Annotated in this window: 9 protein-coding genes; 5 read left to right on the forward strand and 4 right to left on the reverse strand. The window is 41.7% G+C overall.

The features are described 5' to 3' along the window. The first annotated feature begins 51 nt into the window (after positions 1-51). A complete protein-coding gene (locus tag AAEY93_RS06150) occupies positions 52-1440 on the forward strand; it encodes a sigma-54-dependent transcriptional regulator (RefSeq protein ID WP_124012838.1) in 1389 nt (462 codons plus the stop codon). A 56-nt stretch (positions 1441-1496) separates the two neighbouring features. Then, complete coding sequence (locus tag AAEY93_RS06155) at positions 1497-3590, forward strand: sensor histidine kinase (RefSeq protein ID WP_124013010.1); 2094 nt, start codon at positions 1497-1499, stop codon at positions 3588-3590. A gap of 610 nt (positions 3591-4200) precedes the next feature. Here AAEY93_RS06155 and AAEY93_RS06160 read toward each other — a convergent pair. Both AAEY93_RS06160 and AAEY93_RS06165 read right to left on the reverse strand, forming a co-directional pair. Beyond that, positions 4201-4881: a 7-cyano-7-deazaguanine/7-aminomethyl-7-deazaguanine transporter gene (locus tag AAEY93_RS06160; RefSeq protein WP_101033329.1), complete on the reverse strand. Its 681-nt coding sequence runs from the start codon at positions 4879-4881 to the stop codon at positions 4201-4203. A gap of 527 nt (positions 4882-5408) precedes the next feature. Next, the gene (locus AAEY93_RS06165; RefSeq protein WP_164839418.1) at positions 5409-6764 is read right to left on the reverse strand and encodes an isochorismate synthase; all 1356 of its coding nucleotides are present in this window, start codon (positions 6762-6764) and stop codon (positions 5409-5411) included. Positions 6765-7180: 416 nt separating this feature from the next. On the opposite strand from AAEY93_RS06165, the gene AAEY93_RS06170 reads away from it, so the two are divergent. Continuing rightward, a complete protein-coding gene (locus AAEY93_RS06170) occupies positions 7181-8374 on the forward strand; it encodes a cyclic di-GMP phosphodiesterase (protein WP_124012836.1) in 1194 nt (397 codons plus the stop codon). 364 nt (positions 8375-8738) lie between these two features. Here the strand turns inward: AAEY93_RS06170 and AAEY93_RS06175 are convergent, their stop codons facing one another. Together AAEY93_RS06175 and AAEY93_RS06180 are read right to left on the reverse strand one after the other, a co-directional pair. Next, positions 8739-11069, reverse strand: coding sequence for a putative bifunctional diguanylate cyclase/phosphodiesterase (locus AAEY93_RS06175; protein ID WP_124012835.1), 2331 nt, complete (start codon positions 11067-11069; stop codon positions 8739-8741). Beyond that, positions 11059-11742: a cupredoxin domain-containing protein gene (locus AAEY93_RS06180; RefSeq protein WP_124012834.1), complete on the reverse strand. Its 684-nt coding sequence runs from the start codon at positions 11740-11742 to the stop codon at positions 11059-11061. Before AAEY93_RS06180 ends, AAEY93_RS06175 begins: the two co-directional genes overlap by 11 nt. Before the next feature lie 164 nt (positions 11743-11906). Here AAEY93_RS06180 and AAEY93_RS06185 point away from each other — a divergent pair, with 164 nt between their 5' ends. Next, positions 11907-12545 carry a paraquat-inducible protein A gene (locus AAEY93_RS06185; RefSeq protein ID WP_164839417.1) on the forward strand — a complete coding sequence of 213 codons (639 nt, stop codon included), beginning with the start codon at positions 11907-11909 and terminating at the stop codon, positions 12543-12545. A gap of 288 nt (positions 12546-12833) precedes the next feature. Continuing rightward, complete coding sequence (locus AAEY93_RS06190) at positions 12834-14276, forward strand: sigma-54 interaction domain-containing protein (RefSeq protein WP_124012833.1); 1443 nt, start codon at positions 12834-12836, stop codon at positions 14274-14276. Positions 14277-14428: the final 152 nt, after the last annotated feature.

Here is a 14428-nt window from a genome sequence, read left to right on the forward strand (position 1 = left end):
GTGCTACAGTATTGGCAAAGCGCGTCAAAATGTCCAAATAAGAGTCCATTTATGAGTCCCGATGAGCATATGTCCCCAGTAAGCAAGACCACAATGTCAGTACTTATCGTTGATGATGAGCCTGGTATGCGTAGTTTTTTGATGAAAGCCTTGTCAAAGAAGTTTGCGCTGGTTGAAACCGCCTCCACAATAGCCCAAGCAGAAGAGCTACGCAGTCACGGCCATTTCGATTTACTGATTGTTGATATTCGATTGCCCGATCGCTCTGGTATTGAATGGCATGAAGCTCTCAATGATCCCGAGCGCCAATCAGATATTATTTTTATGACCGGTTACGCCGATATGGATGTGGCAATCAAAGCATTACGTGCTGGTGCATCTGACTTTATTATGAAGCCTTTTCACTTAGAGCAAATGATAACCGCCGTCGATCGTTGTATAGAAAAACGCTTGCTTAAGCGCGAAAATTTTATGTTAAGGCGCGAATTGTCGCACGGACAATCATCCACCATTATTGGCAACAGTGAAGCCATTCGCGATGTCAAAGAAGTTATTGAACGTATTGCTCCGACTAACGCCGTAGTATTAATTGAAGGCGAATCTGGCACAGGCAAAGAGCTGGTGGCCAGACAATTGCATCAACTTAGTGGCCGAAGTGGTGCATTTGTCCCGGTAAACTGTGGTGCAATAGCCCCTGAATTATTGGCCAGTGAACTGTTCGGTCATACTGCGGGAGCGTTTACCGGGGCCAAAGGCAATCGTGAAGGGTTATTTAGCTATGCCTCAGGTGGCACGATATTCTTGGATGAAATAGGCGAAATGCCGATGAATATGCAAACTGCCTTACTGAGGGTGCTTGAACAGCGAGCCATCCGTCCTGTGGGAAGTGAAAAAGAAATCGATATTAATGTACGCGTCATTGCCGCCACTAACCGCTTATTGATCGATGAAGTTGAAGCTGGCCGTTTCAGACGTGATCTATTTTATCGCTTGAATGTATTAAATATGGTTATTCCTTCTTTGCGATCAAGGCCAGAAGATGTCGTTGAGCTTACTCACTTTTTTACCCTACAATTATCACAAGAATTAGGGATTAAAGATGTCATATGGAGCCATGAAGATCTACAAGTACTCCAGCAACATGATTGGCCTGGTAACATTCGTGAACTGCGTAATATGATTGAGCGTTGTATTTTATTAGGAAAACCACCTGCTGAATATTGGAAAAAACCTGTGTCCGTTGTGGTTAATGATGCTATGGGTTACCCGCTAAATTGGCCGTTAAAAGAAGTTGAAAAACAACATGTCACCAAAGTGGTTGATAGCCATAATGGTAATAAGTCTGCCGCGGCGCGGGATTTAGGTGTGTCTCGAAAAACCTTAGATCGAAAATTTAAAGATTGGTTTAGTCACGAAAACGAAGGTCTTGAGGAAGAATAAACGTGGTGCATTCTACTGGTATTTTTACACGAGTTTTCGGTCTTAGTTGGCAGCAAATGCAAGCTAAAGTACGTTATCGGATCTTGTTTTTGACATCACTGCCTATTTTATTAACCTTGGTTAGTTTGGTGTTTATTACGATTTATTGGAATGTAATATATACAGGCAAGCAATTGTTCATGAAAGTGAACGCTGACTTGGTTGTGGCCAATAGTACCTTAATGCAAATGCAGGAAAGGCAACAAGAACAATTAGATTCGATAAGTGAATCATGGGATTTTCAACATGCATTTAGGTTACTAAAACACAGTGAGCAACAACCTAATCCCAATGCAATTAGTGCATTAAATATGCTATTAGCACAGCAACAGCAAACATTAGGATTAGATTTCTTACGCTTAATTAGTGTTGCAGATGCCGCCGCCGACCCAGACTTACGTTTGATGTTACACCAAACCGAACAGAAGGTGTTGTCGGGTTTGATGGTCTTGCCTGCCAAACGTCTCCAAAGAATTAATTCAAGTTTAGCAACGCAGGCTCAAATTACGCTGATCCCGACCTCGCATGCCAAGCAACCTAAAAAAAGTATTGAAACACGCGGCTTATTAAGCCGAACCTTATTACCCATAGCTGACCAGTCTGGAAATGTATTTTGGTATTTGGACGGCGGTATGCTGTTTAATCATAATACTATTATCGTCGATCATATCCGTGATTTAGTCTACGCCAAAGGGACCTTACCCGAACGCTCAATTGGTACCGTAACCCTTTTTTTAGATAATATTCGCATTAGCACCAATGTGCCAATGGAGCTGTTTCCGAAAGAAAATCAAAAACCCAATAGAGCGCTAGGAACACTCGTTTCTGATGAGGTATATCAACAAGTATTGATTGAAGGGCAAACGTGGATAAATCGAGCCTTTGTATTTAATGATTGGTATATCTCGGGTTACCTACCTTTACGAGATGTTCGCGGCCAAAGGATTGGGATGGTTTATGCTGGATTTTCTGAATCGCCATTTTTACATAATTATTTACTCAATATTATTGAATTAGGTACCATTTTAGTTCTGGTGTTATTGATCTCAGGTTTTTTAGTGTACCGAGGCGCGAATAGCTTATTGCAACCGATTGAACATATTCATCAAGTTGTTACTGCCGTTCAGTCAGGGCGAAATGTCAGAATTGGTAAATTAGACATAAATGGCGAGAATGAGCTGGCTCATTTAGCGGAGCAATTTGACAGCATGCTTGATCAGTTGCAGCGGCGTAATGCCCAAATTCAAGCTGCTGCAGAGCAACTTGAGATTAAAGTGGAACAGCGTACCCGCAGTTTGCAAGATAAAACCGAGGAACTTGAACGTAATGTCGCATTATTGCATGCGACCAGACAACAACTCGTCACTAACGAAAAACTCACCGCATTAGGAGAACTGATTGCCGGTATTGCCCACGAAATCAACAATCCTACTGCGGTTATCTTGGGCAACATGGAGTTATTAAAAGCTGAGCTTGGTGACAATGCGACTGTGGTAGAAGAAGAAATCGAGTTGGTGATCCAACAAGTGGGTCGGATCACTACGATTATCCGAAGCCTGTTGCAATACAGTCGTCCTGGTGAGTTCAATGCACCTATTACGTTACAACCGGTGACGCAAATAGTTGAAGAAATGCTGTTATTAGCACGCCATTCTATTGAGCAACAAGAAGTGACGCTTATCAAGGAATTCACCGCGACGGGATCGGTTGAAGTCAATCGACCTCAACTATTACAAGTTCTCATTAACTTAATGGTTAATGCTGCTCATGCTATTGAAAATAAAGGCCGGATTTGGCTACGAACATACGACTGGTTGGAAGAGGGCAAACCTATAGGCGTAAAAATTGAAGTGGAAGATGAAGGGATAGGTATTACTAAAGAAGATTTGAGTCGTATCTTTGATCCATTTTATACCACGCGTAAAGATGGTACCGGTTTAGGTCTTTCTCTGAGTTATGGCATTATTAAACGGCTTGGTGGTACGATCGAAGTCAATTCGACGGTAGGAAAAGGGACTATATTTACCATTGGGCTTTATCATAATGCTAAAGATTATCAACAGCTTGGGCCATATGAAGGCTTGCATTTTGGTGATGGATTCAATAGCTAACCTAAAATCAGCCAAAAAAAAGCCGGGTGATTAACCCGGCCACAAAGAGTGTGTGAGCAATGTCGTGCTTGCGAACTCTGAAAACCAATTAAAGGTGATGAAGTCTTTAATGATTAACCGAGTTTTGGAACGCGCATTAATAGTAATCATTCTCATTTGTATTTGCAAGTGCTTATCATGATTAATCTACTCTTTATATTCAATAAACGAAAAAGTTCTCTTTAGCCTATGATTATTAGGGTAATTATTTTATATATCACTTTCATATTGGTAGATATTTAGATGTGCGCTATAGAATGAGAGTCTTTCACGCGGTTATTATGGCCTTAAAGGTTGTTCTCGCTTCAAAGAGAATGTGGACTTTTGTGGTTTACTCTTATCATTAACCTAACTAGCACTAGCTCATTCCTGAGGTGTAGGGCGAATATGAGTGTCAATCGGCTTCAGATAACCTAAGGTATTCTTTGACGGGGAGTCCAGATAACAATCGGCGTCATTGCATCTGTCGCAAGTGTGGTAAACGTTGAATGAGTAAAGCACACCGCCGGCCCAGCTATTGAAGCCGACAGTTGCTTGTACTCATCTCGCCATCATTAAAGAGTCATGATGATTATTTGGATACTTGGATAACAACATTGTCATTATTGGTGGCTGCATTAAGTAAAATCTTGTCTTGCAGTACTTTTAATAACACGCCATATGCCGGTAAAAACAAACCTAGGCTCACTATAAGCTTAAAGACGTAGTCGACAGTGGCAATTTCTGGCCAATGAGTTGCCATAAAGGGATCATTCGAGGCATAAAACGCTATGCTAAAGAACACTAAGGTATCCACTAAATTACCGATTAGCGTCGATGCCGCTGGTGCGACCCACCACGCTTTGGCTTGACGTAATTTAGCAAATACTGTGATGTCCATTAACTGGCCAATTAAGTAAGCCACAAAGCTGGCAAAAGCGATACGAAACACGAAATTATTCCATTCTGCTAAAGCCGAAAATGATTGTAATTGGCCTTGATGAAACAATACTCCCACTAAATACGACACCACGAGTGCCGGTATCATGGCTTTGACGATAATGCCTCTTGCGGCTCGCTGACCAAAAATTCTAACGGTTAAGTCGGTTGCTAAGTATACAAATGGAAAGCTAAACGCACCCCAAGTGGTGTGGTAGCTAAATAGCTGAAATGGCAGTTGAACGAGGTAGTTACTTGCGCAAATAATTAAGATGTGAAAACTGACTAATAACATCAGTGCTCGGCGATATTTCGCCTGGGTTAACGTCAACATATTGTGGCCTTTTTAATTGGGTTAGCGCGGGGTGAGGGAACCCGCTATTAATTTGGTTAACAGTCTTGGCCTGTGCTAACGAGGCTATTTAGCCACCGTTAAACAGATAAGCTAATGTCTGTTATAGAGAATATTATTATTTTAGTTTATTGGCAGTGCTGGCGTTAAATTCACCTGTTAGTCCACCCTTTTCAAGGCAATACATAAGTGTTAGCAGCCACGGGGGCAGGATAATAGCATGGGCTTTGCACAAGCGAAAGATATCGTCGAGGTTAAGTCACCTCAACTCGAGATCATAAGCGCTTACCAACAAGCTCTTTGTTCTGCTAACGATGTGGAATTGACTTGCAACAGACCGGCTAATGACGCAGCTATTAACACCGCTATTAACTGGTGAAGGCGCCTTATTAGCAAAACACATGTCAAATGTGACTTAAAGAGGTGACATATTTTAATGTTAGCTTACTTATCTCATCTATAAACCCAAGTTGCGGTTAATGAGATAAGCATCAGTAAGCTGAGGGATATTAAAAGTCGATCAAAATAGACAGTACAGTGGCTAATTTATTTTCCAGTTCTTGCCATTCCGCCTCAGGATCTGAGCCGGCGACTATGCCTGCTCCGGCAAATAAATTGATCCTTCTAGGCTCGATGAGTGCACTTCTAATCGCAACTGAAAATTCTGATTCATGGTGATTTAAATAGCCACAAGCCCCAGCATACCAGCCTCTAGCATAACCTTCTCTTTGACGAATAAAGTTCAATGCGGCATTGCGTGGTAAGCCGCCGACAGCAGGAGTGGGATGTAACGCGCGCAGTAATTCAAAATCGTTTACCCCAGGCCTTAGCTGTGCCCTGATCGAGCGATGTAAATGTTGAATATGATCCAGTTTAAAAATTTTAGGCTTCTCGTCGGCACCTATATACTGACTTAATGGGGTGAGCGCATCAACGATGTGCTTTCTAACAAGCTGATTTTCATGACTGTTTTTAGAGTCATCTAATAATGCTTGTGCCAGAGAATTATCTTCTTCAGGATTGAGTCCCCGTACCGTGGTACCCGCAAGCGCTTCGGTAAACAATTCTTGTTGGCGACGTAAATACAAGCGTTCTGGTGAACAGGAAATAAACGCGCGCTCAGGGCTAAATTGGAATCCAAATTGAAAACTGTTGGGATTGCGACCTTGCCAGCAAGCCAGTACTGTCCAAGGATCGATATCGTCGTTCACATCAATTTGGGTATGACGAGAGAGTACCACTTTAGGCGTTGAGCGATTAAAATTAGCCTGAGTGACTTGCTCTACTAACTCTTTCCAGCGTTCAAAATTGGGTAAATCACTGCGACCCATTAAGCTCATTTTATTGGGTGGAGATAAAGGCTGTGGTTTTTGTACTCGTTCAATGGCATCGATAGCCGCTTGAATTTCTTGGTCGGGATCAACGCCATCAAAGTTTAGGTTAACGAGGATCTTGAGAGTACGACTATTTCGGCGCAACTCAATACGCGGTAAAATAAAGTGTGCGCGACCAAATTCTGGCCAGCATTCTACTGTGCGGTCAAAAGCCAGGCCGCCATAATAACGAATGTCTTGTTGGCTGGTTTTATTACGCTGTTGTTGATAAATTTTTGCCAGGTCATTATCGTCAACTTGGTCTTTAAAAAAGAAACTTTTACATGATCCAATAGCGGCGATATCTTCGTCTCTATCTCTGCCATGCCAATATATTTTGGGGTATTGGTTTTGTGCTGCTAACCAAGACAATAAAGGCAATGCAGGGGCTTCTACCGAAAGTTGAATTATGGATTCGCGAGCAGGCACTTTACTAAGCTGTTTCAGCTTAGTGATCAGTTCACTGAATTGTGATGAAAAGAAGTGGCCCAAAAAGAAATACCTCACGTATAACAGCAACAGACTATACGGTAATAAAGTGATGAAATAGTGTCAATTAGCAAGGTTAAATCGTGTGATCTTAATTGCTAATATAATATCAATAACCGCCGATAATGGCATATTAGTGGCTTATTCCGTTGATAAGATACTCTGGCTTTACTTTATGTAGCGCTTATCTCTTTAGATATATCCTCGCTGACATAAGTGCCCTTTTTATTATTATGTCTATAAAACAATCATCTATTCATTGAGTGATGTGTAAAGGTTTGATAATAAATTATGTGACGAAATGATAATAGTGGCACAAAATGAATAGGCGAATGCAGTAAAATAGTTCAAAATACTAACAGTAGTCAGGTGATCAAGATGCCGTCTTTTTAGTTTTCCCTCCCGGAGTAATTTGCACAATGAATGATTCTGTTGAATCAAGCAATGTCATCAAAATCCCTATCGATAAACTTGCTTTAGGCATGTTTGTTTCGGCGATAGATCATCAGTATAGCAAAGTAGCTATTAGTAACCCCGGACAAATCAAACATCGTGATGCAATTTTAAAACTGAAAAAAAATAGTATTGCGTTTGTGTGGGTGGATATTGAGCGATCATCTGATACCTGCGGGTTAAAAAAATCCAATCGATCGAGTTCAGCTATTCGTCCATTGATGCGTAAAGCGACGGCAACTCGAGATGGTCAGCAAGCGCAGGCTAAAAAGCTACTTGCTGAAGCAAAAGGATTAATTAAAAAGGTGATGTCTGAAACCTTCGGTGGTAAAGCCATCGAAGTGGGTGAATTTGAAGCTGTCGCCGATAAAATGATTGAGTCGGTTATGGGGGATGCAGATGCCTTTAAATGTATTTCTGCTTTGCGCACCAAAGATGCTTATTTATTTGAACATTCTATTAATGTGGCCTTTTTACTGGTGACCTTCGGCAAACACCTTAACCTTGATCGTGAACTGCTCAAGCAAATGGCGGTGGGCGGTATTTTACATGATATTGGCAAAATTAAAGTCGATAACGAAATATTGCACAAGCCTGGTAAGTTAACCCCGGAAGAATTTGAGCACATTAAATTGCATCAATTCTATGCAATTGAAATCATGAATGAAACAAAAGGACTATCACAGGTCAGCAAAGATGTGTGCTTAATGCACCATGAAAAACTCGATGGTCGTGGCTATCCTAATGGTCTTAAGGACGAGCAACTTCCTCAACATGGACGCATGAGTTGTATTGTTGATATTTTTGATGCGTTAACTGCGACTCGCTGTTACAAAGAGGCCATGAGCCCAGCGGCGGCATTTAAAATTATGATCAGCCTGACGCCATTTCATCTTGATCAAAAGCTCGTATATGAGTTTATTCGTTGCGTGGGTATTTATCCTGTTGGTTCATTAGTTCAGTTATCGGATCACCGTATTGGAATTGTATGGGACTCAAAGGGACGTGATGCGTTGCATCCTATCGTGAAGTGTTTTTATTCAATTAAGTATAAGCGCTATACCGACGTGACCATGGTTGACCTATTTAAATCGGAATTACATATTGAGCGAGGTGTATCGCCAAGTATGCTCGATGTTGATCCTAGCCCATTTTACTAATCAATATAAGCCTCACTCAGTTTAAGGGATGGGGTAAATAGGTAAAAGTCAGCATACTCCAACTATGTTATATCAAACGGTGTTAGACACGATTAATGATCGATAATCTGTTGATACATTGGTGCTAACTTAGCAAGTAACCCATGACGTGTGGCTAAAGGGATATGCTGTTGTTTGAGTGCTTCAATTAAAATTCTTCCGAGCTTGCATAGCCATTAATGACTGCCCAAGGAACTATTCACCCCAGCACTACCTTCAATGGTTGTCGCGCCGCCAGTAGCGATTATTTTGCTCGTGTCAGCTTAAGCAGAAGTGGCTATGAGGCTTAATAGCACCGATAACACAATGCATATTAATTGGTACATTAGCGCAGCGTATCCTTACTGGGATGGTGAATATTGGATTGATTAAACTGTTGGAACCACACAATAAAATCATCTGCTTTTAGCGGCTTAGAATACACATAACCTTGAATTATATCGCAATTAAGTTCGCGCAGAATATTGATCCCTTCTACAGATTCAACGCCTTCAGCTACGACGGATAAATTAAGTCCCTTAATCAGTCTAATGCTGGTGTCGACAATCATTAAGTCCGTTGCATCAGTATGAATATCTTTGATAAAACTGCGATCGATTTTTACTTCATTAACGGGGAGTAACTTTAAGTAGGCTAATGAAGAGTGTCCAGTGCCAAAGTCGTCGATGGCAATCGCCAAACCGATATTTCTAAATTGCTGTAGAACGGCAATCACCGTTTGTGCATCTTTCATCACAGCGCCTTCAGTTATCTCTATCGACAGGGCGGTAATGGGTAAGTTATTGCTTATAAGTAACTGTTCAATGTCCAGTGGTAGCTGAGGATTAGTGAGATCGTGGGCTGATAAATTAATCGCCACCGTGAGTGAAATACCTTGTTGCTGCCATAGGGCTAGCTGTTTAATGGTGGTCGTTAGCACCCAGTCGCTGATCATCGAGATATTACCTGAATTTTCGGCTAAGCGAATGAACTCATCAGGCGGGATAAATCCCAATTCAGGGTGATGCCAGCGGATCAGGGTTTCCGCACTATGGCAATGATTGGTCTGAATATCCACTTTAGGTTGAAAAACCAAATGCAGTTGTCCTTGGGTTAATGCAATCGGTAAATCACGGATGATCATTAACTCACGCAGATAGCGTTCATCCTCACCTTGTTGATATGTTGCAATGCCTAGTGATTCAACTCGAGCTTGGTTTAATGCAATTTCGGCATGGCGAATTAAAGTATCAATATCATTACTGTCATAGTCACTGGATAAATCAACAATCCCTACCCGCACATTGACACTTATTTTTGACCCCTGAATCGCAAACGGGTTGGTTAATTGACGTAAATAGTTATCAAGCTTTTCAAGAGGAATACTCGGTTGGAATAGCAACAAAAAAGAGTCGCCATCTAAGCGCGATATTAACTGAGCGTTAGGGGATAAGCTTTCTAAGCGACTGGCAAACAACACCAGCAGATCGTCGGCATTAGCGAACCCAATGATGTTGTTTAAGTGACGAAAGTTTTTAATGTCTATCATGACTAAACTGCCATGCATTTTACTGAGCAGTAGGCTGAGTTGTTGTTTAGCGGCCACGCGATTATATAAACCGGTGAGATTATCGTGCTGTGATTGATAAACTAAATCGTTTTCGCGCGACTCAATATTTTTACGCATTATCGATAAGGTGTTGGCTAACACTTGTAATTCAGCCGGGGCAACTTCAATGGGGCGAGGATCCTCGCCTTGACCGACTTTTCTGGCAAAATTAACTAACGCATAAATAGGTTTAGTTAACCCTCCAGCAAACCAAGCTGCAATCATAAACGCCAATAAACAGGTTATCGCAAACACGATTAGCATGTTATTACGCAGGGCATCGTAATTTTGCTGCCACTTAGCATTTGACAGATGTAACAGCGCTAATTGATGACCGCTATTGTTATCTAACGCAATGGTGGTGGATAGGTAGCCTGATAATATGTCATCACTGACCTCATCAACCGTTTTTGCAAGCTGGCTAATACGCGTTAAAACATCTTGTTGCTGAGCTTCAGGTAGGGTCGAGACGATGTTAATTCTGCCGGCTGACTGGTTGATAAAACTGCTATCAATTCCAGTAATGGCTTTGGCTTGGTCAGCGAGGTTTTTATCCATCGAAAAACCCATGCCAACCCAAGCGATTAATGTCGGCGCTTTGACTGGCTGCAATACAAATTGGTAGCTGCTGTGGTCATAATTAACAATGTCGAAAGTCGTTGAGCGGTTTTTGGTTAATGCAAATAGCTCATCGACATTAAATTTAGTCAGACCTTGCAAGCTTGATGACAGTAATTTTCCCTGCGGCGATAGCAAAATAGCTGCGTCGGCATTAATGCGTCTGCCATGGTTAGATAAAACGGAAGATATTGTGTCTTGCTCACCAGTGGCTACCGCGCGTTTAAAATCAAAATCAGCACTGAGCAGTGACAAACTTTGGTTAAGCTGCTCGCTCCGGTTAGACAGCATATCAACAAAAACATTTGATCCAATCTTAAGATTTTGAGTTTGTTGCTGACGATAATCACGTTGAGTTGCACTTAACACAAACACTGCAGTGGTTAACTGCGTTAGGGTTAAAATAAACAGGAAGGCAATAATTAGTCGGTTGCGAAAACTAGTTGGCATGTTGTCCCGTGGTATCGCTTGGATAATGGTCAGTAACAAAGCCGCTAGGTGGCGACGATGGTTTATCTTGGTGGTCAATATTGATGCGAATTGTTAATTTATGGTCACCATCATTAAGGGTGAGTGAAGTCGGTTGCTGAATGTTAACTTGCCAAGGATGCCAGATATTGACTTGATATTCACCGGTAGGTAAATCAGTTAACTGCATTTGACCCGCTTCATTACTTACCGAGAAATAAGCACTTTTTGAGACGTAAATAAATGCCTGCATATCGTCATGGATATTACAGCCGATGGCAACTAATCCCGCGTTATTAAAGACGATAGGATCCTCGGTAGCGCCAGCAGACAATTTTAGTTCAAATTGTTTAGCGTCAGAAAATGAGTAAACATGGTGCCGAGTGCGATCTAAATTAGCAAAATCAACTTTTGCTCCTTGTGGCACAGCCAAGACAAAAGGGGAGAATATTCTATTTTGTTGACGCATTTCATAATGTGCTAAGGTCGATACTCTTGCTTCAGGAGGCGTGGTGGGGATCAGCTCTATCACGCTATCGCTGAGCCTATTGCCTTGAGTATCGTTAACATTGACCGTTAAGGTCGCCGCAGTGAGGGGGGCTGAAAAAACATAACTTAACCAGAGCAAACATGTCGTAAATTGGATCATTTGCATGTATTTGTCTCATTATTAAGAGTGTCGTAATGGTTAATAACATGACCAATACGGCATCATAACCTACAAAGATCGCAAACACGTTATCATCTTCACGGCAAAATACGACAATTTGTTTCACTATGCTGGCTCATCGCTATCAAAAATTATCACTCGAGGTATCCATGAAAGTGTATCTATCCATCAGTTTAGTACTCATATCGTTAATCCTGCTGATCCCAGGAGTGACAGAGCCCATGCTAACGATGACGGGCACTATTGAAAAATCACAGTTAGTCGATACGGGCAAAGATATGTTAACCCAAGATCTAACAGAAGATTCTCGTGCTAATACCCGCGGGATCTTAGATGTCGCTGCGAGTCTGTTTGGGTTGGATACGCTTCAAGGTGAGGTAGAGGTCTTTCGTAATAGCCGCAGTATCATCGATATCATTACGGCACTATATCAATCACATAACTTTGTCGTTGCCATATTAGTCGGGTTATTCAGTATTGTGATCCCTACCATTAAGTTAATCACCATGCTAATTTTACTGCTGCCAGTGGCACCTTCAATAAAACAACGGCTTCGAACAATGATAAGTGTTATCGGCAAGTGGTCTATGGCCGATGTATTTGTCGTAGCCATTATTGTGGCTTACATGGCAGGTAATGCGTCAGCCGGCATGGGTGACACGCTCAAGACTCAGTCCCAGTTTGAAATCGGTTTCTATTATTTTTTAGGTTACTGTATTTTTTCAATCGCCAGCCAGATGATGATCGATATGACACAAACGCAAAAGTCACAGATCATCACTAATTAGTATTAACGACAGAGGCTGCTAGGCTTGTGAGCTGACGACGTTGAGATACGACGTCAAGTTACAATGTTATTAAGTACGACGTTAACGTAAAAAGTGCTTAAATCAGCTCATTACTTTACTGGTGGTGAAGGATTTTTGTTAAAAAATGAGATTGTTATTATCTGGATGAGTCATGGATATCACGATAACAAGTGATTATTGTTATGGGAATATAAGCCGCGATATTTCGCGACTTATATTTTACGATGGTTATAATGAGTCCATGCATTAGTAACCTTAAGATTGACTATGACTGACTCTACAACCACTGAGTATAGTGGCTCCGAGCATTTTCTTCCTGAAAATACTCTGTTGCTTAATGCCATGACAGAGGGCGTATATGGTTTTGATTTAGCGGGTAATGCAGTATTTATTAATCCCGCAGCAGAGCAAATGACGGGCTGGAAAAGTGCCGAATTAATTGGCAGAAATATTCACGACTGCCATCATCATAGTCATGCCGATGGTAGTCATTATCCTCAACATGACTGCCCCATTTATCGTACCTTACATGATGCCATCCCTCGGCAAGTGAACGAAGATGTATTTTGGCGTAAAGATGGCAGCAGCTTTCCGGTGTATTACAGCTCAACCCCAGTATATGATCAGCAACAACTCGTCGGTGTTATTGCGATATTTCGTGATGTGAGTATGCAAAAACATACCGAGCAATCGTTAAGACAAGCCTTGGCACAAGTGCAGGCCTTGTCAGAACGGTTAGCATCAGAAAATCAATACTTACTCACTGAGCTACAAGGCCAGCAAGGCGCGTCAGGAATATCGGGTAACAGCCAACCTATCAATCAGCTCATGCAACAGATCCACTTGGTCGCTAATACCGACAGTACGGTCTTAATCTGTGGTGAAAACGGCACTGGCAAAGAGCTAGTTGCGCGTAACTTACACCGATTAAGCCATCGCAAAGACCAACCTATGGTAAGTGTAAACTGCGCCGCATTTTCGACGGCATTGCTAGAAAGTGAGTTGTTTGGTCATGAAAAAGGCGCATTTACTGGCGCCACAGCGCGTCGCAAAGGCCGATTTGAATTAGCCCATAATGGCACCTTGTTTTTAGATGAAATTGCCGAGCTGAGTTTATCGGCACAATCTAAATTGTTGCGGGTGATCCAAGAGCAAAGCTTCGAGCGCGTTGGCAGTAGTGAAACCATTAAGGTCAATATTCGCTTAGTTGCTGCTACTCATCACGATTTAGCCGCGCGAGTAGAGCAAGGCTTGTTTCGCATGGACTTATATTACCGCTTGAACGTATTTCCAATTACCGTGCCTCCTTTACGAGAACGCCGCGAAGATATTCCACCATTGGTCAGTGATTTAGTCGAATCAATGAGTAAAAAACTCGGTAAAAAAATCACTAAAGTGAGCGCCAAAGGGCTGAAGAATTTACAACAATATGCTTGGCCTGGTAACGTGCGAGAGTTGCAAAACCTGATTGAGCGAGAAATGATTTTGTCGCAAAGCGGCCATTTACTGTTTAATACTTTACCTTTAGTGGTTGCCACTCCATTAGCTACCAGCACGTTAACCATGGCACAAGCCGAAGCTGCGCATATTATTGCGGTTTTAAATGCTAGCCATTGGCGTATTTCTGGTCCGTATGGCGCTGCTGCAATGCTAGATATGCCGGCGAGTACCTTACGATCTCGGATGAAAAAGTTAGCCATTACGCGCTAATTTTTATCATTGGTTTTACTGGGTCACGATATATCACGTAAAAAGTGATATGTCGTGACATTATTTTATAATTTTTTATTTTAATTGTTTAAAATCAAGTGATTATATCAATGTTTAAGTTGGCTTAATCTTTGCTATAACAGGGCAATATT

It is taken from the genome of Shewanella sp. CAL98-MNA-CIBAN-0140 (genome assembly GCF_040309905.1).
GTDB lineage: Bacteria > Pseudomonadota > Gammaproteobacteria > Enterobacterales > Shewanellaceae > Shewanella > Shewanella psychromarinicola.

What these genes read in the sequence shown, in the direction of transcription:
- AAEY93_RS06150 (WP_124012838.1), top strand. Translation starts at nt 52, where the DNA reads ATGAGTCCCGATGAGCATATGTCCCCAGTAAGCAAGACCACAATGTCA.
- AAEY93_RS06155 (WP_124013010.1), top strand. Translation starts at nt 1,497, where the DNA reads ATGCAAGCTAAAGTACGTTATCGGATCTTGTTTTTGACATCACTGCCT.
- AAEY93_RS06160 (WP_101033329.1), bottom strand. Translation starts at nt 4,881, where the DNA reads ATGTTGACGTTAACCCAGGCGAAATATCGCCGAGCACTGATGTTATTA.
- AAEY93_RS06170 (WP_124012836.1), top strand. Translation starts at nt 7,181, where the DNA reads ATGAATGATTCTGTTGAATCAAGCAATGTCATCAAAATCCCTATCGAT.
- AAEY93_RS06175 (WP_124012835.1), bottom strand. Translation starts at nt 11,069, where the DNA reads ATGCCAACTAGTTTTCGCAACCGACTAATTATTGCCTTCCTGTTTATT.
- AAEY93_RS06180 (WP_124012834.1), bottom strand. Translation starts at nt 11,742, where the DNA reads ATGCAAATGATCCAATTTACGACATGTTTGCTCTGGTTAAGTTATGTT.
- AAEY93_RS06185 (WP_164839417.1), top strand. Translation starts at nt 11,907, where the DNA reads ATGAAAGTGTATCTATCCATCAGTTTAGTACTCATATCGTTAATCCTG.
- AAEY93_RS06190 (WP_124012833.1), top strand. Translation starts at nt 12,834, where the DNA reads ATGACTGACTCTACAACCACTGAGTATAGTGGCTCCGAGCATTTTCTT.